Source organism: Paraburkholderia sp. DD10 (genome assembly GCF_049177125.1).
In the GTDB taxonomy this organism is placed as follows: Bacteria; Pseudomonadota; Gammaproteobacteria; order Burkholderiales; family Burkholderiaceae; genus Paraburkholderia; species Paraburkholderia terricola.
The window spans coordinates 1,525,433-1,545,740 of record NZ_CP185392.1 but is presented as its reverse complement, the minus strand read 5'-3'; the positions used below and the strand labels follow the sequence as shown (position 1 = coordinate 1,545,740).

The following is a 20,308-nucleotide window of genomic DNA, read 5'->3' as shown; positions in this document are numbered from 1 at the left end:
CGGCGGCGTAACTTTTTACACGGCGACGCGCACCTACGGCTATTTCCATCATGAATCGAGTTGCCATGACGCCCAAGGACCGCTCCGCCCCGCACCCGCCGTACGACGCGAGCCCGGCAGCGAACGGCGGCGAGCGCGGCACGTGGGCCGCCCTGGCGCGGCGCACGCTGCTCTGCTGGCTCTCCCTGTGCGCCGCCTTCGCGATGTCCGCCTGCGCGCTCGTGCCCGCGACGCCCGACCCCGCTGTCGCGACGCAGCAGATGAAGGCGCGCCCCGAACGGATGATCGTGCTGGCCGTCGCCAATCCGCCCGAAACGCTGATGCTGCGCGCCGGCTCGACCGCGGCCGGATACGGCGCGGCCGGCGGCTATTCGCCGGGCGGCAGCGCGCGGGCGCAAGTCGCGGCGCTCGCACGGCAATACGGCTTGCGTGAGGTGTCGGCCTGGCCGATCCCGTCGCTGAAGGTGCATTGCGCGATGCTGGAGATCATCGGCGATACGCCGCGCGAGGAAGTCGTCGCGCGGCTCGCCGCCGATTCCCGCGTCAGCCTCGCGCAGCCGTTGCAAACCTTCGACTTGCTCGCCGACGCGCCAGCCGGCAACAACGACTACACCGACTTGCAGCAGGGCTTCCGCGAAATCGGCGCGGGCGCGGCGCAAAAGGTCACGCGCGGCGATTCGGTGCGGGTCGCAGTGATCGACACCGGCGTCGACACCACCCATCCCGATCTGCACGACCGCATTGTCTCGACGCGCAATTTCGTTGACGAGGACTGGACGCAATTCAATCGCGACCTGCATGGCACCGCGGTCGCGGGCGTCATCGCGGCGGATCGCGCGGGCGGCGCGGACGGCAAGGCCGGCATCGAAGGCGTCGCGCCGCACGCGAAACTGATCGCGGTCAAGGCCTGCTGGCAAGCGGACAATCGCAGCGGACCTTCGCGCTGCAATTCGTTCACGCTCGCGGAGGCTATCCAGTCGGCGCTCGAAGCGCATGCACAGATCATCAATCTGAGCCTGGGCGGGCCGAAGGATCCGCTGCTCACTCAACTGATCGAACTGTCGGTGAGAAAAGGCGTGATCGTGGTGGGCGCGGTGCTGCCGGACGGCAACCTCAAGGCGTTTCCGGTCGGCGTGCCGGGCGTGATCGCGGTGGACTCGGCACGCGCGTCGGCACGCGCGACGAATGGCCCCGCCTCCGATTCCACCGCGCGCGTGCTCTACGCGCCCGGCCACGACATCCTGACGCTCACGCCCGGCGGACATTACGACTTTGTCTCGGGCTCGTCGTTCGCGACAGCGAACGTGACGGGCACCATCGCGTTGCTGCTCGGCTTGCAGCCCAACCTCGACGCGCGCTCGATCGAAACGTTGCTCGACCAGACGAGCGGTCCGAGCCGGCAGCATGTCCGGGTCATCAACGCATGCCGGGCGGTCGAGGCGCTTCATCACACGTGCGTGGAGGCGGCCCGTTGAACGGAGATGCGGCAACGCGGCGTCGGTTAACTCTCACGAAGGTGTTCTTCCAGCAGGCGTTCTGCATGCCCAGTTCGTGCGCATCAAAGCACGACTCAGCCTAAAGAAAACCATCCTCGCCGTTGCCGCTTCCATGCTCACCGCCGTGTGGCACATGCTCTCCGACGGGGCGGCGCTCATCGGCGTGCAAACGGCGACGCGCATCGACGAAGCGGCCACGGCGGCCACGGATGCCGCGCGTGCGAGCCCGACTTATGCCGTGCTCGCCATCGTCCGCGAACTCCTGCAAATGCCGGACGACAAGCGCACCTCGTGCGCCACCCTCGCCCAGATACGCGACGAGCTTGTGTCCGCATCGACGCGAGCAGGACGCGAAACGCACAACGGCATGCGCGGGTCCGCAGCGCAAGTACGACGGCGAAACCAGCGACGGCATCTTTCCGGCCGGCCCGCCCTCGACACCTGAGCAGCGGTGAAGCGACCCCACCTTGCCGGCAGGGGCAGGTCAGTCAACTCTCGTTGTGACGGGAGCGGGCCAGGGCGAAAGCGACCGCCGACTCTCGCGTCGTTTACGGCATCCTCAATGATGCTACTCGGGACTCCGTGGGCTCGGCGCTCGGATATGCCACCGGATCCCACTGATGTGCCGCCAGCGCGACAGCAGGATTACTGAGGTCGGGCTCGTAGGGAGACTCTCGTCGAGGGGTGGTCGGGATCTTGCTGGGGTCGCCGGTGACCGTAAATGCCGGCCTGTGACCAAGGGCTGTGCTCAATCTGCTGCTCGCTGTGTCCAGCACCCGGGAAGCCAAGGATCCAGGCTTGAATCGCCGGCCGGACGACGAGCTACTCTGCAGGGACGGCGATGGCGACTCCGATCCAGACGTCTCGGTCCGCCGCCGATTCTCTTGCATCGCTTTCCATTCGGCATACGTGCCACCGCTCGCCTGCGATGAACCCCGGCCGGTACGACCCAATTCGTCGCGATGAGAGCCCAGCCCGAGGCTCGCCGCCGGCGCATGCAGCGCGGTGCTGCTCCGAGTCGAATGGTTCGACGCATTCGAGCGGCCCGTCGCCGCGCTCGCGTCGCTTAACACCGACACGGTGTCCGCTGCTCCTCGGCTGATCGCGGTCCGGCCCGACGGGGCCTGTGAGCGGGCTTGGCTGCTCTGGCTGGCGCCGCCCAGCACCGACGCATTCGAGCGGCCCGCCGCCGCGCTCCTGTCGCTCAGCACCGACGCGGTATCCACCGGCTCGCGGCTGATTACAGTCCGCTCCGACGGAGCATTCGAGCGGGGTTGTTGGCTCTGGCGTGAGCCCGGCTTCCGCGACCGCAATGACAGTTGTGCAAGAGCGCTCGACATTGCGCTACGGGTACTCCGCCTGGATTCCTGTACGCTCTGCGCGACTGATGGCGTGACAGATGGACCGCTCAACGACATGTCGCTACGTTCACTACTACTGCGATTAATCCTGCTCACCGCATTCACTCCTATTAGCTAGCTTCTACTGGGCAAACACTGATCCAGACGCTTGCCGCCGGCATTGCCGCCGAGTCAGCTGCATGTTTTTAGAACATGAAGGAATTCGACCGTAATCGAGCGGACTTCCACTCGCATGCGGATCGCGCTCCTCGCGCTTTTCATCTCTCGACCCGGCTACGGTGACGCGTTTTCATTGCGCCGGATCGCCGTTCACCATCCTCATGAAACGTTCGAGCGTGGTGAGGATATCCGGCTGCTCGGGCTCCGTTTGCAACACCAGTTGCGCGGTAATCGTCGCTTTCGGGGGACTCGTCCATGCGTAGCCGTCAAACTCATGTGTCCAACTACTGTATGCGCCGTTCATTTCCGGCTCGTCGGCTTCTTGCTGCGCGGCCGGCGCGGCCGGCGCGACCCATTGCGGCCGGGCCCACCGATCGGCATCATTTTGCGGCACGCCCGATCGGTTCGTGCGAGCGCTTGCCCATGGTGGCGCGGCATCATCCGACCAAGGCTGTTTCAAGCTGCCCCACGCATCGGATGTGCCGCCGGGCGGCGGTCGAACGCCGGACGACTCGGACTGTGCGGCGACCGGTGGCGCGAATTGCTGAGCGGGCCACGTGCCGAGCGGCGGCACAAAATGCTGACCGGGCTGCGCGCCAAACGGTGGAACCGTCTGCGTCGGGAACCGCGGTGCCGCAGGCAAGGGCCACGGCATGGCCGCGCCGCCTTGCCATCCGGTTTGCATACGCGCAAGTTCAGCCTCGAGGACTGCCGGCGGTACGGCTGCCAGCTGGGTCAGCACTGCGGCCCGCTGGGATTCCGGCAGGCTCTGCAGTTCCGCAGCCAACACGTTCATGAAACCCGCGCCGGCCTTGCCCGCCCGAGGCGCTCCAAGGGCCGCAAACAGGTCCGCGACTTCGCCCGGTCCACACATGCCCCCCGGCTTCGTCCATTCCGGCTGTTCGCCGAGTTCGCCGCGTTCCGGTTCCGCCGCCGCTTCAGGCGACCTCTCGAAGGGGGCAGCCTGCCCCGGTTCGCCATGCCGCCGGACGTAGTCGCCGAACGAACCGAGCGACGCGTCGTCTTCCGCGATCGGTGCCTTGCCCCTTGCCGACATGCGGCTTTGGCGCGCGAACATCTGCGCTTCGTGAGCGGACACGCCGCGCCCTGAAGCAAGACGCCCCGCCGCCACGAGGCCCTCGCGGATACGCGTATTCGCCGTGCGCACGACGATCGTGCGCGCGACATTGACAAGCGTGTGATTATCGAATTGACCGTGATAACGGAACGAGCCGTAGCCTATCGGCAGCGTCGAGATCCCGTTGTTCGATAGATCCACATCCAGCGTCTTGCCCCGAACGTCGTCCCGCGCGCCGGCAGCGTCATTGCCGGGCAGTTCCGGCAGCTGCTTCAACTGGTTGTCGGAAAGGTCGAGCCTGCACAGCCGGGTGAGGAGCTCGGCCCATCCGGGCGGTAGCGTCCATATCTGATTCGACTTCAGATCGACGGAACTCAGGCGCTCCAGCTTGTGCATCGACTCCGGCAACTGCGACAAGCGGTTTCCCGCCGCCGAGAAGCGCTTGAGCTGACTGAGGTTCTGTATTTCGTCCGGAAGGCTTTCCAGCTCGTTGGAATCCACGAACAGACGGGTCAGCTTCTCCAGCTCTCCTATTGACGCAGGAAGCCTGGTCAGTTTGTTGTTGCTCAAGTCGAGCAACTGCAGCTTCTTCAGCGCGCCGATCTGCGAAGGTAGCCGCGTCAATCCAAGCTGCGAGAGAGCCAACACTTCTTTCCCGTCTGCGTGCGCGTTCTCCATGAGTTCGGTCGCTTTCGCACGCTGTTGCTCGGGCCCCGTGGCGCGCCCCTTCCAATCGTCGAGCCCTTCCTTGAAGCCGGGCGGGCGGCGCGGACCCAATGCACTGAGCGGACCGCCCTCGCGCAGTTGCGACAGGGATGGGCGGCGCCCGCCAGGCACGCCCGGCCGAGGCGCACGGGCGTCGCGCGCCTGCGGCGCGTGCGGCATGCAATCGATCATGTTTGCGCCGCACAGCAGACCTGACAGCTTCGCGTTTTTCATATGGCGTTTCCTTTAGCGTGCGCAGATCAGAAGTGGTTCTCTGACATCCACGCCATTTCCGCTTCGAGCTGTTGCTCGCGCAGAAACGTCTGCCAGAATTCCTGCTTTCCCGCGAACGCGGCCAGATCGCGGCCGCCCTCGCGCTGTTCCGCCTCTTTCACTTCCTTCATGATGTGGTGCCGGAAAAAGTCGTGTTGCTCAGGGGCTGCCATGTGCCCGAACATCGTTTGTAAAGCCGGGGTTCCGTCCAGCCTCCTGCGCAGATCGTCGAAGCCGAGAATCTCAAGCTCGTTGGGGCGACTGACGAGCACCTGGTACATCAGTGCGATCGGCAACGGCTCTATCTGGAGGTGGGTCTTGCTGGGATCCTCGGCCAGCTTTTTCGCGTTCTCTTTCGCAACCTTTTCGGCCAGATCGCAGATGACGTGCTGACGGAACATCATGACGACGAGATTCCACAGATCGCGCGGCGCACTATGGCCCGCCTTCGCTTGCATCACGCAGTGTTCGAGCCATCGGCCCTGGGGATAGATCCGTTCGGTATACCGGGTGGCGAGGCCCGCGAGCTTCGCGTGTTGCATCTGCCGGACGCCCACCATGTCGGTTGCGAATCGATCGGCTCGGGCGGGCGCCGCAGTCGAATAGTCGAACAACGACTTGCGAAGCTGCGGCGTGTGCAACGGTGCCGCCAGCGGCTGCGGCGGCTGCGGCCCGCTCGACGAAACCGCCAAAGCACGGAACAGCTCGGCGAGCGCCGGGTTCTGAGCGGCCTGGACGGGCGCCGGCTGTGCGTACATTGACGGTGCGTACGGCGGCTGCATATATGCGGCCTGGGCGTAGGGCGGCTGCAACGGGTACGGTTGCGAGAGGTACGGCTGCCCCAGATGGTGCGCCATGTGGGTTTCGGCGTACGGCATTTGCGTCTGAGCCTGCTGCGCCGGCGGGTTTGTGGCCGCATGCCCCGCGTCGTTGCGCGGCGCCCTCGTCGGATGGCCGCCCGGCGCGCGAGACGATCCGCGGGACGATGCACGTGACGAGGTGCTCGACGAGGTCCGGGACAACGGCCGCGTATTGTCCGGCCCCGAAGATGGGCCTGCGGCAGCACCGCTCGACGGGCGGTCGATCCCCCGCGCGGCGAACGTCACGTTCTGCCCGCCTTGCCCAACGCGTTGCAGGGGCTCGCCCGCATATCCGCCCCTGTCCGTTTGCGGGCGAACAGGCGGCATTCCCGCATGACCGCTGGCCGCCGCCTGGCCGCTCGCGGCGAGCGAACGCAGCAATTCGTTGAGTACCGATTGGCCGCCGCCGGCCAGCGCCGTTTGCGCGGCGAGGACTTCGGGCATCGCTCGAGCCGTTCTGGAGATCGGATGTTCCTCGAATGCGTCAAGCGGCGGTTCGAGGTCGTCCTCGTCCACTACGCTTCGCTCACGCACATGGGGCGGTTGATAGAGCTCCTTATATTGGACAGGGGGAACCGTGGCGAGGCGCGGCAGGCGGCCATCCTTTGAAAGTTCGACGGGTAACGGCGTATTCCTGATGTGGATTTCCAGGTCCGGGAAAACCGACGGCCGGTCGGTGAATTTCCTGACCGTCATCCTGCCTGTCGATGCGTATGCCAACGGTCCAAAGTCGCTCGGCAGGAACGTCAGCGGGTTACCCGATACGTCGAGTTCCCTGAGGTTCTTCAGACGGCCGACAGACTCCGGGATCGCCCTGTCTATCGCCAGGCCCGGCTCCGTTTCCCCCTCCGCTTCCACGTCGTCAACCTCAAAGACCTTGTCGCTCAGATCGTTGTCGCCAATGCGGAGCTTGCGCAGTTGCATGAGCGAGCCGACCGCTTCCGGCAGCTTCTCGAAGTGGTTTCGCGAAATATCGAGCTCCTCGAGACTGGAGCACCGGTTGATTTGCAACGGCAGATTCGTCAGCAGGTTTTCGCCGAGCGACAGTTTCCGGAGATTGGTAAGGTTGCCGATCGATGCCGGCAGGTATTCGATCGCATTGTTCCCCGCCCGAAGGGACTTGAGCTTCGTGAGCTGGCCGACGGCTGCCGGAAGCTCGGCAAGCCGGTTATGCGACACGTCCAGCTTGCGCACGCTCGTCAGCTGTCCAATTTCTGAAGGCAGCGCATCGAGCTTGTTGCGCGAGAGATCCAGGCTCTGGAGCTTCGCGAACGTCAACATCCTGCGCGGCACTTCGTTCAGACTGTTGCCCTTCAGCCTGATCTTGCGCGAGTCGGCAACGCGAGCCAGCAGATGATCCGGCAGATCCGTCAGCCCCATCTGCTCGAGGTCGACTTCGCCGCCCGGTCCGGCTGCAATGAGCCTATCCGCCGCATTGCTGCGAAGCTCGTTGCTCTCCCGATACTTGTCGTTGATCCACTTCAGTGTTTCGAAGTCGTGCTCGCTTCGACGACCAGATTTCGACCTGGCCGGCGCATTGTTCGACGAGGAGCCGGGCAGGCTAACCGATGTCGAGATACTTGACGCGATTTTCTTCAGCATGTTTCTTCCCGAGTGCGTTTGTTTGTCGCAGCCTTCAGCGTGTATAGCGCGTGAGGTCGTCCAGCGTTGCGGAGCTTCTGTCGATGGCGCGGCCGTCCGACGGCGTGACGGCATTCCACGTTTCCCCTCGCAGGCGTGCAACGACCTGCGAATCGCTTTCACGAGACGAGCCCGACGACACGGACGCCAGGGAGTTCTCGCGCTCGGCGCGGGCCGATCGGATTTCCGTCCGTCGCTGCTGGTACGACGCTTCCTGACGCAGACGTGACGTCGCCTCGCTCGCGCCCGAAAGGACTCGCTGTCGGAGGTCACGGCTGAGGCGGCTCAGTCCACTCTGCAGGCGTGACCACTCATCGCCTTCTATATCATCCTGGATGGTGGTCAGGTTCGGCGCCTGTGAACGGGGCGGAATCCAGCGCACATGCCGCTGTGCTCTCGCCAGGATGCTTGCGGTATTCGCGGAACTGCGCTGCGTGCGGTCAGAATGGCCGGACGCAGCCGAGGGGACCCTGGTCGAGTTCGCCGTCCGTGCCGTCGTCTGCGATTGCCGCGAGGTACGCGATCGCGCCTGTTCGGTCGAGTTGGACGGGGTACTGATCAACGACGCGACGTCGGCGGAAAGCTGTGATCGGGCAAACCGTCGCAATCGCCGATTGGACGTCGCATCCGATTCGTCGCTGCCGGTGGATCTCCGCTCCGATCCGGCGGCAAGAGCGCGAGCCGTCTCCATCAGGCTCGGCGTCGCCCGCTGCCTGTCCGAATGCACGGGTCTCGACGACCCACCGCTCGCATCGGACAGGTGTGTCCGCGCAGTATGGTAGGTCCGCTGGGACGCATCCGACAGGACCGAAGCCGTGTCGCTTCTCGTCGACTCGTCTTCCATAGACGGCATGCCCTCCTCGCGTTGAACGGCCTCGTACTCGGCCCTGTCCATCCCCCAAATGGCGTCTGCATCGCCTGTGCGGTAACTCGGGGAAGCGGCCGCGTATGTCGGGCCGTGATTCGAGTACAAAGAGGCATGGGACTGATGGTCGTCGTCATCCGCAAAGAGGTAGGACACGAAACTTTTGAGTGAAGCGTTTTCCTCGTTCGCCTTTCCGGAAGACTCGCGGTCAGGGCGAGCGTCGGCAGCCACGGAATGATCCGAAAACGCATTCGACGCGTAGCTCTGGAGGGAAGCGAGATCGTAGTCCTGGCCCGTGTCTCGTTCGGCGCGCGCCTGTTGCGCCGAACGAAACGAGGCGAGCGAATCGGTGTGCCCGCCTAAGGACCGGGACCGCCGGCTGCTTCCGCCTGGCTCTCCCGAGCCCGAGTTCCGGCTTGCCCGATCCGACATGTCCTCTTCGAGTCCTGCATACTTGCCGCTGCCACTGATTCTGCTTTTCATTGCATTTCATCCAGTCGATTAATTAGTGAGACTACCGATACGGCGGCGAACATCAGACGATGCCGCCACCCCTTTTCGAATCAAACCGGTCCGAAAGGCTGCTGCACTTCAAACCACGGTGCCGCCGCGTCATTCAAGCGCGCCGTTGCTGCCGCCGCACCGGGCATCGGCATTGTTCCTGCCATGTCACCCTGCATGCGCCCCCCCGGACCGTTGCGCAGTTGCGCAAGCGCGAAGGCCAGCTTGTGTTGCGGGACACTGCTGAGGTAGGCGGCGACGGCACTCGCCTGGGGCTGCGGCAATCGCTCCAGTTCGGCATGGAGCGCCGTGAGGAGGTCGGACCGCCGTTGCGGCGCGGGCGGCGGCGAAGGCAATACGGATGGACCGCCGCCGGCCCCCTCGATATCAAACATATCAACGCGTGCCGCTGTCCACAGGTCCGGTTCCGGTTCCTGCTGTGGCGCAAGCGCCGAGGGGCTCGTCTGCGCCGGGAAATGACGGGAGGCATACTGCTCGGCCAGCCCCTCCGCCCATGCCTGAAGGCGGCGCTCGCCCCAGGTCTCGTCCGCCTCCGCCCCCTGCCCCACGTGCTGCAGGCCTTCGATTTCCCCGGCTTCCTCGTGGTCCCGCATGAAGCTCAGCTCCGAACTCGTCGAGTTCCAGTCGCTGCCATCCAGTGGAACGAGGCGCGGCCGGCGCCGCCCCGGGACGGCACGACCTTTCTCGATGCCCCGCCCCGCGGCGAGGCGAGCTTCGTTCACTAGACCCTGCCGAATGTTCGTCCCTCTGGTATTCACCTTCACCCTGCCGCCGGCGTTCTTCAACTGGTGGTCGTCCGCGGCGGTCAGCCTCAGCTTCGCTGCATAGCCGAACCCGCCAAAGACGGTCGGCAAGCTCGCCATCGAAGCGTTCTCCGAGACATTCAGGTTCAGCTTCCGCACAGGTATCTCGCACGTCGACGGAAGCTGCTGAAGCTGGTTGTGCGACAGATCGAGGCGCCCCAGCAATCCGAACAACGGGCCCAGGTGCCCGGAATGTCACCAAGCTGGTTTTGTGCGAGATCGAGCTCGCTCAGATTCTTCAGCGCACCCATTCGTGGCGGAACGAGTCTCAACCGATTGGAACGGGCGGAAAGCGCTTCGAGTTGTGCGAGATCCGCGAGCTCGTGCGGAAGCGATTCGAGTCGGTTCGAATCGACATTGAGATGCTTCAACGATAGCAGCCGGCCGATGTTGGACGGCAGTTCGGTCATTCGATTGTCTCGCGCGTCGAGCGTTTGCAGCTGCTTCAGGCGGGTCACCGCGGAGGGCAGATGGTCCAGCTGATTTCCGCCGATCCGGAGCGCCCGGAGTTGCGCGAACTGCCCGACCTTCGCCGGAATCCGCCCCAGCGAGAGCCCGTCGAGCGTCAGGGTGTGCTCCTGCTCAAGCTCCGCATACTCGATGCGCGCCGCGGCATCTGCCCGTTGAGCAGTGGGGCCACCGCCCGTCAGCCAGCGCTCGAAATCCTGTTGGACCCGCTCCTCGAAAGGGGCCTCCGGCTGCTTCGTCTTCGCGCCTGGCCGGGAAGTCCCCCCTTCTGCGGGGTTCTTTTGAGCCGGGCGTGGCGGCCGGGGCTTTGCCGCGTCGCCGAGGCGCAGATTCTGTAGGGCCTGGAGTTCGCCGGCCACCGCCCGCCGGCGCGGCTGCGCCGCCTGATCGCCGGCCTGCGGTGACATGCCGTTCGCCTGCTCACCCGCGTTTGCCGGATGAGAGAGGCTGTTGTAGGCCTCAACGAACTGTGCGTGATTGAATACGTCGCCGTATTTGAAGTAGTCCATGCGATAGCCCTGCGTTGCCAGATTTCGCCCACTTACATTGCCCAAGTTCGTCGCAGCATGCGTGATGCATGCCATGGACGTCAGGCTGCGGCGAAAAGCGCAGGACATCGGTCATGACCGTCCGTTGTCGCCGGCCGCGTGAGCGGATAGCGAACGGAGTTTCGGTTGCGGCGAAAATGAGAAATAGCGCTTCGGTTTCGGGGCGCGAGGCGCTATCTTCCACCGCACCGGCGCCGACCCATGTGGCGCAAGAGAAAAAACGGCGAACCAAACGAAACTCAGGAAACGTTTGCCTCGGGCCAATGTGACGCAATGCCGTCGAGGCCGGCATGCATCTCTCGGGCCTGCCTTAGGCCGTTTTACGGCTGAGTTTCGAGTTTGGAAGCGGTATTTCGCCTCCCCTGCACACACCGACAATGGCCGGCCGCGTAGATTTCGACGTACCGTGCCGGAAGCCTGCTCGGGCAATCAGTTCGCGACAAGTCAGAACCCACAGGTCTACGCTATGATCCAAGGGCCTTCAGCAAGACTCCCTCTCATTTCCGTCCATGAATCAATGAAAACGACAAGGGTCGCCCCCACTCCTGCAGGCGATGCGCTCGTAACGGGACCGGCGCAGACTCCGATGCGAGATCAGGAACCTCTGTCGGGCAGCCGCCGCAGACAGCCTGGCGGCGAACTCGACGGCCTAGCGGGCGTGCGAGCCATCAAGCCGCGCCCCACGGGGAATCTGGGAAACGCACCGCGGCGTCTCATCACACTGGCTGGACATTTTCCCGCTGGCGACACCGCTGCAGGGCACCGCTATCCGGACGCTGACCATGCCGGACACACGCGGGGCAACGGCCTGGACGCGCGGCGAACGGCAAACGTGGAGCAAGACTCGGCACAGCGGCCGCGACTCGGCCTCAGCCCGCTTGCCGACGTAAGCAGCCATTCGGGGGAAATGCGCGCGGCCATTCAGGTCGCTCCTCAAGCCGTTCCCGGAGCAGACGGCACCGGCACCGCACCTGGGTTACCGCGGCGCAGGACATCCAACATCCGGCCGGCTGGGCCCAACGAGGCCGACAATCGCTCGAACGATTCGATAATCGCGCAGTACAAGGCCGGCAGGCGCGCGCCGGACGAAGTGCTGAAGGTGACAGCCTCGCTTTTGAAAATGAGCGGCAACTTCTCGACGACGATGAAGCTGTTCCGCGCCGTGCAGCAAGCGGGCATTCAGCCGAGCGTCATCACCTACAACGCGGCGATTTCCGCGTGCGACAAAGCCGGGCGATCCGACGAAGCACTCGGGCTGTTCACCGAACTGAGCGATCTCGCCAAACGCGATCCGTCGATAAAGCCGGACGTCGTCACCTACAACGCCACGATTTCAATGCTCGGAAAAGCCGGTCGCCCCGACGACGCGCTGCGACTGCTCAACGAACTGAAGCATCTCGCCGTCGACGACCCGTCCATGCGCCCAACTCTCATCAGCTATACCGCGGCAATCTCGGCGTGCGGGAGGAGCGGCCGTGCCACCGAAGCGCTGTCGCTCCTGGCGGAGCTCAAGCAGCAGGCCACGGGAGATCGGTCGATGCGCCCGAACAACATTACCTATAACGCGGCGATTGCGGCATGCGCGAAAGCCGGCCGGGCGGATTCAGCCTTGGACCTGCTGGAGGAAATGAAAGCGCTCGCTTTCCGCGACCGCTCGATGCGTCCGAACGCGATCAGCTACAACTCGACGATCTCCGCTTGCGGAAACGCGGGCCGGCCGCGCGAAGCCCTGAGGCTGCTAGGCGAACTGAAGCGGCTGTCGGCCACGGATGCCTCGATGCGCCCGGATACGATCACTTACAACGCGACATTGACCGCGTGCGGCAAAGGGGGGCTCCCGCGCGAAGCCTTGGCTTTGCTTGATGAGCTCAAGCATCTTGGCGGCCAGGACGCGTCGATGCGCCCGAACGTGGTCACTTACAATGCGGCCATCTCGACCTGTGAAAGCGCCGGCTGGATCGACCGCGCTCTCGAGTTGCTGCAGGAAATCAAACGGTTGCCGATGGGACCGGACGTCGTCACATATACCGCGGCGATCTCCGCGTGTGGCAAAGGCGGTCGACCGGATGAGGCGATCCGGCTCTTCGCCGAGCTGAAGGATCTGGCTCGGCACGACTCGTCGATGCGTCCCACTGTCATCGCCTACGGCGCGGCCATTTCCGCCCATGGCGAGGCGGGCCGCGCACGCGAAAGCCTCGCGCTGTTAGACGAAATCGAAACGTTGGCGCGTCACGATCCGGCGATGCGCCCTACCGTCGCAACCTATGGCGCTGTGATCTCCGCACTGGAGACGAATGCCTGCGCTGACGAAGCGCTCGATGTTTTCAACCGGCTCAAAGGAGTGGGCCGGAAAGACCCCGCGATGCGTCCGACCGTGGCAATTTACAGCGCGACGATCTCGGCGTGCGGTAGGGCTGGCCGCGTAGAGGATGCACTGCGCTTGCTGAATGAAATGAAAGATGCGGCGAGGCAGGATCCTTCGATAGCGCCGGACCTCGGCGCCTATAACGCGGCCATCATCGCATGCAGCAGGGCAGGCCGCCTCGACGACGCCCAGGCACTCTTCGAAGAGATGGGACATCTCGGGCGTAGCGACGCCTCGCGGCGAGCCGATCTCGTCACGTACAGCGCGGTGATCTCAGCGTACGGCGACGCGAATCGTGCGGCGCCGGCCCGAGCCTTGATCGAACAAGCCATCGAGGAACGGATCTTTCAACCCTATGCTGGGTACAACCCGTCGACCAACACGATGGACTTCCACGCGAACCGCATCTGCGTCAACCCGCCCTCGTCAGACCGACCCAAAGGCGTCGCGGCCGGGCTGGCCGTGTCCTTGCTCAGATATCACCGCGATGCCGGCAATCTGAACAACCGCACGAAATACGTCGTGGGCCATCAAGGAAACAACGCGGTGAAGATCGCGGTGCTGGAGGAACTCAATCGCGCGCAGCCGGGGGCCTATTGCATCGCGCCGAATAACCCCGGCCTCGTGGTGGCGGCATAGCCCGCTTCATACGCCGCTACCAGATCTGTTCACGGCAAGCCACGCTTCTTTGCCTATCGCGTTCACCATTTCAGGATCGAGTCCGGCCCAAACATCATGTATGGACGTGCCGCGGTTCTGTCGCGATAAGGCCATACTGACAATCATGAACTAGATTAGAAGGACCCTGCTTACATCATCAAGGAGTAAAACTGCTCGGCGGTAGATTGATGAGTTCCATGCTCCTTTTCAACTGTCCTTTCCGGATCATATGCATCGTTTCGATGCCCAGACAGGATGAGGCGGGCACAACGAAAATCCTTGAAGCCCTTCATCGGTTTGACCGTCTCCGGCGCGCCATTCTGGTCAATGGCTTTCTCGAAGTAGCGACGCGCCGCAGCCTTGTCTCGATGCGCTCGCAACAGAAAATCAACCGTCCGGCCGGCCTTGTCCACTGCACGATAGAGGTATTTCCAGTCGCCACTGATCTTCATATACGTCTCGGCCATCCGCCAGCGCTTACCGACCGGACGCTTGTGCTTGCGGAATGCTTTTTCGAACAGCGGCACAAGCTTGATCACCCAGCGATGCACGGTTGAATGATCAACCTCGAAGCCGCGCTTAGCCATCATCTCTTCGAGATTGCGCAGGCTCAGCGAGTACGCCACATACCAGCGCACGCACAATAGAATCACCTCCGGCGGATAGTGCAGTCGTATCAGAACCTTCATCAATTCCGCCGGCATGGACTTTCGCAGCATCTTCTTCATCCCAGGCTTCAGAAATTTTGTCCATCGAACTTTATCGCAACGCCTTAGCGCGACAGAACCGTTCTGTATCACGACCAGAAAAGGTTCGTTTATGTCCAAAGCAATTCGCGTACTGACCGATTCCGTGCCGGCTCTCAGATAGAGTTGCGTACAGCAACAATTTTATTGGCACTGGGCCTGTTGATCAGCGATGGAGCGACTAAATATTCAGTTGGCAACGAGCGGAGCACGCTGTCCGTCCGATCTGCAACTGATCGAGTCGATGCTGACGGCTCATCACGAAGGGAGAGGAGACGACGTCGAACGAGCGAACAAGCGACGGCGGCAAAAAACTCGCCGACCTGCTCGGCAACACTACCTCCGAGTGAGGATGACCAAAACGTACGAAGCGTGACCAACAAACTGAGCGACGTGCCTGCCGATGTGCCGCAAGCCGTGGCGCAGCCTCCCCAGTCCGGGCGGCATTCGCGAACTGGCGGACGCACTTGATACGGCGGCCAACGCCGCGGCGTCGCGCTCGACCGTTACCGGCAGCACTGAAGCTCCGGGCCGGCGTGGAGGGACTTCGCGCCGTGGCGCAATTACGCGGCACCTTGATGTAGCAGTGCGCATGTAGCGCGGCGCGCCCTTTTACGAGTGGTGCGCTGCACGCGAGCAGTCGTGTTCAACCCGACGGGCACGCACTTTTTCCCCGACGTTCCGCATGGGGCGGAACGTTTAAATGTTGTACCAATTGTCTTTTTCAAGGAAATTAACCATGAGTGCACCTGTTTCCAGCGCAGCAGCCACTAACAGTTCAACCGCCGAAATCTACCAGGCGATGGCTGAAGAGAACGAAATCAATAAGGCCAACACGCTCGCGAAGATTGCGACGATGGGCCTGAAGGCCGCGAAGGACATCGTCGGCTAAGTGCATCGGCGCGCCATCCGGCCGCGCATGGTGCGCCGGTCGGGAATCGTCCGCGATTCCTGACCGAATCCTTAACATGGCTTGATCTCGGACACCTCTCGATCCGGCTCATCGTTGCGAGAAGTTCGCGTTGAAAAAGGACCGGGAGAGCCTGCTGGCCTTCTACGACTTCCGGCCGAGCACTGGCAGCATTTGCGGACGACGAATGCGATTGAGTCGACGTTCGCGACCGTGCGCCACCGCACTACGCGCACGCACAACTGCGTGTCGCGACCAACCTTCCTGGGTCTGGCATTCAAACTGATCGAGGAAACCGAGAAAACCTGGGCCTGCATCAACGGCCCCCGAACAGATCAAGGTGTTACTGGAGGGCATTGCCTTCAGGGGACGGCGAACCGCTGCAAGGCGATCAACCGGTTCAGCAGAAACTCGCCGCCTGATGTCACCGGCCATCAACCGCCCTACACCGGCCTTGACGTTATCTCTCGTCGGACGCGGCCACGCCGGCAACGTGATAACCGGTGAGCGCCGCTATATGGGCGACAACGCGGGCACTCGGCTCGACTTCCTCTGCACGTTGCGCGGCCACCATGAGACGCAGCCCGCGTCGCCGGCACGCACGGCCGAGTTGGCAAAGATCGACGCCGAGATCACCCAGACGTTCGGCGACGACAGCATTTGGCGGCGATCGACGCTGTATGTACTGGAGGCGCTCGCCGCCCAGCGCACGGCCGCCCTGTCGTTCATGCTCAACGCACAGAATACGCAGTCGGTGTCGGGAGTGCGAGAGCTGTCAGTACTAGTTCCGACGTCATCCTGATCGTCGCGATCAGTGCGGCGATATCCACGGGTGCCGGTGCGTGATACGAGCGCGGTGCCCCGGCACTCAGCCGCTCGCGTGCTGGCCCTTCAACGAGGCGACGATTCAACGCTGCCATACTCACGACCCCGACCCCGGTCGTTGCAGGTGCCTTCCGGCCATGCTCTTCAATCGGGCCCACAACGACTCGTTAAGCTTTCCACGATGGACACTGGCGTCCAGATTGCCGAGTTTCCGCTGAATTTCCTCCCAGCGCGGGCCCATCGTCCTTTGCCGGTCGGTCTTCACGTGGATCGCGCCATATGCTTCAAAGGGCAGCGACAGGCTCGCTCTCTCGCTCACGGGCTGCCTGGTATGAACATGGACAAACAAGGGTTCGGCCATGCTACCGTCCGAGAGCGGTCGCGGCTCGACACGCAACTCGAACAGCCTGCCCTGCGTGCCGTCATCGCCTTCGGACGGCAGCATGACCGGCGCCCTCACGGCAGCGATCTCGTGCATGTCGATCAGACGATCGATGTGCTTCGCTTTCGGATAGGCGTTGCGCTTGAGCGAATCCGATTCGTCCGCGTTCATGCGGGCCTCTATCGGTTGGAGCACGACTATCCGTTCGTTCAGGCGAGCGAGGCGCTCGCCCGTTTCTCCATCCTGCGGCAAGGATTCGATTTTGCGGCACATATTATGCAATGCATCGACGCTGCCGAACCACGACTGCGCCGAATTGCGAATGATGTGCGCGATGCTTCCCGGATCCTCACCGTTCCCGGTCATCGCATCAATGACGCTCGTGTCTTTTCCAAATTTGCGCGCGAGCGCGAGCGGGTCGGCATGCACCTCGTCCACCGCATCCAGAGTCAACCGTTTTTCCTTGTTGAATTGCGCATCCGCGAGCTTGAGCACCTCGGCCCGCACCGCAGCCTCGAAAGAGGTGGTGACGTCAGGCGTCGCTGAGAGGCCTTTCGCGCGCGCACGGCGCTGCGATCGCTTCGAGCTTTTTTCCATGCCTGACGATGCCGCTTTGGCGCGCGTCGGCTCAGACTTGTCCGGAACCGCGGGCTCGGCGGAGGACGACGATGCCACCGTGCCAGCCTCGTCGCGTATCGCCGCAAGGAACGGCGACGCGAAAGCGGCGAGCGCGTCCATGTAGTTGAGTGCGCCCTGCCATCGCTGTGGCCCTTCGCCGTCCGGCGACCAATGCTCGGCGGCTTGCTGCGCGAATTGATCCGCGGCGCGCTCGAGTCTGCCGAGCCCAAACCGCATATCCTGTAACAGCTTCGTTCTGGCCTCGGCTGTGCTGGGATCCTTGCTCATGCTCGTTACCGCAGCCGACAGCAAATGGATGTTGCTGAAGATCGGATCCATTGCATCAAGCGATTGCACGACTTCATCCGGCCACTCGTAGGTTCGCAGCCGCGCGCCGTGGGCCGCGGCGGCAAACGCGGCAAAGGCGCCGCGCATGTACCGCAAGGCGATCTCGATGCGCCCGCAATTGTCTCGCGTCACCTCGTCGTGTTCCGGGTTGTGGGCGAGCCCGCAGTCAAGGTCATGCAGCGTGGCTTTGGCAAACTGCTCGTGATCGGCGAACTCCGCGATCGAGTCGGCATACTGCTTGAGTTGCAAGTCCATGCGATGCCGAAGGGCTAGCCGTGCCGCCTGGTCGCCGGCGGTGCCGCCGGTTCGGGGCAAGATCGGTCCCCCTTCGAACGATGTCCCCTGCATAAGCCTGGCCACCACCGCGTGAAGCCCTGAAGCGGCGCGTACGCCGATTCCTTCCAGCGTCGTTCTTTGGCTGCCCAGCATGGGGTCGGTGCAAAGCGCCTGCGCTTTTTTGGCATCGTTGAATGCGACCCTGTAGAGGCGGCATTTCTGTTCATCGTCCACGCTTGCTTCGGCGAGATCAAAGGAAATTGCGAGCCGCTTCGATAGTGCCTGCAGTTGCTCGAGCTGTTGCCGGGTCATGGAGGGCGAAGCCGTGGCACCGATTTGCGATGCGCGGGGCAGCACGCCTGCGCGGGGCTGCGGACGGGCGGCGGCACTCGCCGCGGTCCGACTGACTGCGCGCTGCGGCATGCCGGAAATTCCCGGCGATCTGCGTGTGCCGCTACGTGCGGCGCCGGCGGACGGCTCCCGCGAGTCGCTCGATGAGGGGGTTGCGGGTGTGGGCGGAACATTTCCGCCGGACGAGATTCTTCCGACTCCCTTGTTCGACATCTACTTTCTCCAAAACGCCGGACGGTGGATTTCCGGCGAGTATTGCGTTGCCGATCAGCTTAGGGGCCAACGCACCGGCCGCGCTGCGCAGGAAAGCGAATCGACGGCGATTGCGACGAAACTTCGACGGGCAGGCGAGGACGGCGATGCCACACGTTAAAAATCTCCAGCACTGTCGCGAGCTTCCGCGACAAAAAACCTGGTCAATGCAGCGTCCTGATCCGGATTTCTTCCAACGTTTCATCTAGAAGCTGTCGTGCCTCCTCGGCTGACTCTATGCCAAGCATCACGGCTCCAAACGTGCCGTCGTTGTGCATCATCAGCACGTGCGCCTTGGCGGTCTCGCCCTCCTTGAATCGGTGCACCAGTTTCCGATAACCTTTCAATGCCGCACTGGAGGAAAACAGCGCTTCGTCCGGCTTCCAGTTGTCGACATGCCCGCCCCACCAGCGGGTATCTGCCCGGTCGATTAGCGCGACCAGTGCGCGCCGATTCAGTTTTGTTTGTTGTGCACTGGAAAGTGCGTCTTCAAAGGAAAATGTCATGGGCGTTTCTTTGGTCTTTGATCGGACGATGTCGATGGACTCGGGCACGTTAGCATGCCAATGACAGACGGTTCGGGGCCGGAAACGAATTTTCGTATCGCAAACGCGAACGATTGCGTGGGTCGCAGCGTAAGATCGCGTACTCGATGTATACGGCGCGCCGCTTGTACAGTATGTCGGTGAACTGCGCACCCAGCCAAGGCGAGCGAATGCGAATGTGGTGCGCCTCGACTCAGGCGGTTTCCTGTCGAATGCAACGCTGCAGCAGCGGCTCGCTGCCGTGGATTCCAATGGAGGCGCGATCAAGGGGTTACAACGTGGCAGTTACTCCGCCATCTACGTAAAGAATGTGGCCGTTCACAAAGTTCGAAGCGTCGCTCGCCAGAAACACAGCAGCGCCGACGAGATCTTCCACATCGCCCCAGCGTCGCGATGGCGTGCGTCCAATCAGCCAGTTGCTGAACGTTTCATCCTTGACGAGCGCTTCCGTTAGCTCCGTCTTGAAGTAGCCTGGCCCAAGGCCATTGACCTGGATGCCATGTTGCCCCCAGTCGATGGCCATGCCTTTCGTCAGCATCTTCACCGCGCCTTTACTCGCGGTGTAGGCCGCGATGTTGGGACGGCCCAGTTCGCTTTGTACCGAACAGATGTTGACGATTTTCCCGCGCTTGCGAGCAATCATGTGCCGCGCGACCGCCTGGCCAACCAGGAACACGCTGTCGACATTGGTCTTCATCAGCTCTTCCCATTGGGCATGGGAAAACTGTTCGAGCGGCGCACGGCGTTGCATGCCGGCGTTGTTGAAGAGAATGTCGATCGCACCGATTTCGCGCTCGATATCGGCGATCGCCGCGTCGACGTCAGTGGCCGACGTCACATCGAAACTCGCGGCGTGAACGGTCGCCCCCTCATCGCGCAACCGGCTGACAGCCTCAGCCAGCCTGGCCGCATTGCGACCATTCAGAATCACTTCGGCGCCGGCACCTGCCAATCCTTTGGCCAGCGCATAACCGATACCCGTACTCGACCCGGTAACCAGAGCACGACGCCCCGACAGATCGAACATCTTCAGATTGTTGTTCAACTCGACTCCTCTTCGACTCTATGATTCGTCCGACTTCCATCCAGTACCGTTTGGCGCGTCCAGCCATTGCATGACCTCTGCCCGACTGCGCGCGCTGTGCAGCGAAGCGGAAAGGTGGAGCACACCATCTTCACCAACCGGTGACTCCAGCGTTGCGAATTGATCCGCCGCATGCGCTCCCGATAGCAACGTCTCAACGCGGAACA

Annotated in this window: 15 protein-coding genes and 2 pseudogenes; 8 read left to right on the top strand and 9 right to left on the bottom strand. The window is 63.1% G+C overall.

The window, feature by feature from the left end:
• The first annotated feature begins 65 nt into the window (after positions 1–65).
• The 3 genes from ACOCG7_RS07090 to ACOCG7_RS07080 all read left to right on the top strand — a co-directional run bounded on the left by ACOCG7_RS07090 (position 66) and on the right by ACOCG7_RS07080 (position 2,975).
• A complete protein-coding gene (locus tag ACOCG7_RS07090; RefSeq protein ID WP_421377397.1) occupies positions 66–1,475 on the top strand; it encodes a S8 family peptidase in 1,410 nt (469 codons plus the stop codon).
• Positions 1,476–1,551: 76 nt separating this feature from the next.
• A complete protein-coding gene (locus ACOCG7_RS07085; RefSeq protein ID WP_421377395.1) occupies positions 1,552–1,941 on the top strand; it encodes a hypothetical protein in 390 nt (129 codons plus the stop codon).
• Between the two features lie 560 nt (positions 1,942–2,501).
• A complete protein-coding gene (locus ACOCG7_RS07080) occupies positions 2,502–2,975 on the top strand; it encodes a hypothetical protein (RefSeq protein ID WP_421377393.1) in 474 nt (157 codons plus the stop codon).
• A gap of 171 nt (positions 2,976–3,146) precedes the next feature.
• Here ACOCG7_RS07080 and ACOCG7_RS07075 read toward each other — a convergent pair whose 3' ends face one another.
• From ACOCG7_RS07075 to ACOCG7_RS07055, 5 genes are all read right to left on the bottom strand, one after another.
• A complete protein-coding gene (locus ACOCG7_RS07075) occupies positions 3,147–5,033 on the bottom strand; it encodes a leucine-rich repeat domain-containing protein (protein WP_421377391.1) in 1,887 nt (628 codons plus the stop codon).
• 26 nt (positions 5,034–5,059) lie between these two features.
• Positions 5,060–7,534: a leucine-rich repeat domain-containing protein gene (locus ACOCG7_RS07070; RefSeq protein ID WP_421377389.1), complete on the bottom strand. Its 2,475-nt coding sequence runs from the start codon at positions 7,532–7,534 to the stop codon at positions 5,060–5,062.
• A 34-nt stretch (positions 7,535–7,568) separates the two neighbouring features.
• Positions 7,569–8,921, bottom strand: coding sequence for a hypothetical protein (locus ACOCG7_RS07065; protein ID WP_421377388.1), 1,353 nt, complete (start codon positions 8,919–8,921; stop codon positions 7,569–7,571).
• Between the two features lie 80 nt (positions 8,922–9,001).
• On the bottom strand, positions 9,002–9,862 hold the full coding sequence (locus ACOCG7_RS07060) for a hypothetical protein (protein WP_421377386.1): 861 nt from the start codon (positions 9,860–9,862) through the stop codon (positions 9,002–9,004).
• Positions 9,850–10,740, bottom strand: a complete 891-nt coding sequence (locus ACOCG7_RS07055; RefSeq protein WP_421377384.1) for a leucine-rich repeat domain-containing protein — start codon at positions 10,738–10,740, stop codon at positions 9,850–9,852. Before ACOCG7_RS07055 ends, ACOCG7_RS07060 begins: the two co-directional genes overlap by 13 nt.
• Before the next feature lie 625 nt (positions 10,741–11,365).
• On the opposite strand from ACOCG7_RS07055, the gene ACOCG7_RS07050 reads away from it, so the two are divergent.
• Positions 11,366–13,783, top strand: coding sequence for a hypothetical protein (locus ACOCG7_RS07050; RefSeq protein WP_421377382.1), 2,418 nt, complete (start codon positions 11,366–11,368; stop codon positions 13,781–13,783).
• Positions 13,784–13,953: 170 nt separating this feature from the next.
• Here ACOCG7_RS07050 and ACOCG7_RS07045 read toward each other — a convergent pair.
• Positions 13,954–14,532 (bottom strand): annotated as a pseudogene (locus ACOCG7_RS07045) (IS6 family transposase).
• Positions 14,533–15,289: 757 nt separating this feature from the next.
• Here ACOCG7_RS07045 and ACOCG7_RS07040 point away from each other — a divergent pair.
• The 3 genes and pseudogenes from ACOCG7_RS07040 to ACOCG7_RS07030 all read left to right on the top strand — a co-directional run bounded on the left by ACOCG7_RS07040 (position 15,290) and on the right by ACOCG7_RS07030 (position 16,262).
• Positions 15,290–15,442: a hypothetical protein gene (locus tag ACOCG7_RS07040; RefSeq protein WP_167363291.1), complete on the top strand. Its 153-nt coding sequence runs from the start codon at positions 15,290–15,292 to the stop codon at positions 15,440–15,442.
• 130 nt (positions 15,443–15,572) lie between these two features.
• Positions 15,573–15,882, top strand: a pseudogene (locus ACOCG7_RS07035) (transposase); the annotation flags it as partial.
• Positions 15,882–16,262: a hypothetical protein gene (locus tag ACOCG7_RS07030; protein ID WP_073430294.1), complete on the top strand. Its 381-nt coding sequence runs from the start codon at positions 15,882–15,884 to the stop codon at positions 16,260–16,262. The pseudogene ACOCG7_RS07035 and the gene ACOCG7_RS07030, both read left to right, overlap by 1 nt.
• 120 nt (positions 16,263–16,382) lie before the next feature.
• Here ACOCG7_RS07030 and ACOCG7_RS07025 read toward each other — a convergent pair whose 3' ends face one another.
• Positions 16,383–18,221, bottom strand: a complete 1,839-nt coding sequence (locus ACOCG7_RS07025) for a hypothetical protein (protein ID WP_083085673.1) — start codon at positions 18,219–18,221, stop codon at positions 16,383–16,385.
• A gap of 109 nt (positions 18,222–18,330) precedes the next feature.
• On the opposite strand from ACOCG7_RS07025, the gene ACOCG7_RS07020 reads away from it, so the two are divergent.
• Entirely contained in the window at positions 18,331–18,633 is a 303-nt protein-coding gene (locus ACOCG7_RS07020; protein WP_073430292.1) for a hypothetical protein, read from the top strand.
• Positions 18,634–18,676: 43 nt separating this feature from the next.
• Here the strand turns inward: ACOCG7_RS07020 and ACOCG7_RS07015 are convergent, their stop codons facing one another.
• Together ACOCG7_RS07015 and ACOCG7_RS07010 are read right to left on the bottom strand one after the other, a co-directional pair.
• Positions 18,677–19,018 carry a hypothetical protein gene (locus ACOCG7_RS07015; RefSeq protein WP_090518799.1) on the bottom strand — a complete coding sequence of 114 codons (342 nt, stop codon included), beginning with the start codon at positions 19,016–19,018 and terminating at the stop codon, positions 18,677–18,679.
• Between the two features lie 310 nt (positions 19,019–19,328).
• Complete coding sequence (locus ACOCG7_RS07010) at positions 19,329–20,084, bottom strand: glucose 1-dehydrogenase (RefSeq protein WP_073430310.1); 756 nt, start codon at positions 20,082–20,084, stop codon at positions 19,329–19,331.
• Between the last annotated feature and the right edge of the window lie 224 nt (positions 20,085–20,308).

Coding starts and splice junctions, on each gene's coding strand:
- ACOCG7_RS07075 (WP_421377391.1), bottom strand. CDS start 5,033: ATGAAAAACGCGAAGCTGTCAGGTCTGCTGTGCGGCGCAAACATGATC.
- ACOCG7_RS07025 (WP_083085673.1), bottom strand. CDS start 18,221: ATGACCCGGCAACAGCTCGAGCAACTGCAGGCACTATCGAAGCGGCTC.
- ACOCG7_RS07090 (WP_421377397.1), top strand. CDS start 66: ATGACGCCCAAGGACCGCTCCGCCCCGCACCCGCCGTACGACGCGAGC.
- ACOCG7_RS07030 (WP_073430294.1), top strand. CDS start 15,882: ATGTCACCGGCCATCAACCGCCCTACACCGGCCTTGACGTTATCTCTC.
- ACOCG7_RS07010 (WP_073430310.1), bottom strand. CDS start 20,084: ATGTTCGATCTGTCGGGGCGTCGTGCTCTGGTTACCGGGTCGAGTACG.
- ACOCG7_RS07055 (WP_421377384.1), bottom strand. CDS start 10,740: ATGGACTACTTCAAATACGGCGACGTATTCAATCACGCACAGTTCGTT.
- ACOCG7_RS07065 (WP_421377388.1), bottom strand. CDS start 8,921: ATGAAAAGCAGAATCAGTGGCAGCGGCAAGTATGCAGGACTCGAAGAG.
- ACOCG7_RS07040 (WP_167363291.1), top strand. CDS start 15,290: ATGAGTGCACCTGTTTCCAGCGCAGCAGCCACTAACAGTTCAACCGCC.
- ACOCG7_RS07070 (WP_421377389.1), bottom strand. CDS start 7,534: ATGCTGAAGAAAATCGCGTCAAGTATCTCGACATCGGTTAGCCTGCCC.
- ACOCG7_RS07050 (WP_421377382.1), top strand. CDS start 11,366: ATGCGAGATCAGGAACCTCTGTCGGGCAGCCGCCGCAGACAGCCTGGC.
- ACOCG7_RS07015 (WP_090518799.1), bottom strand. CDS start 19,018: ATGACATTTTCCTTTGAAGACGCACTTTCCAGTGCACAACAAACAAAA.
- ACOCG7_RS07020 (WP_073430292.1), top strand. CDS start 18,331: ATGCCGGAAATTCCCGGCGATCTGCGTGTGCCGCTACGTGCGGCGCCG.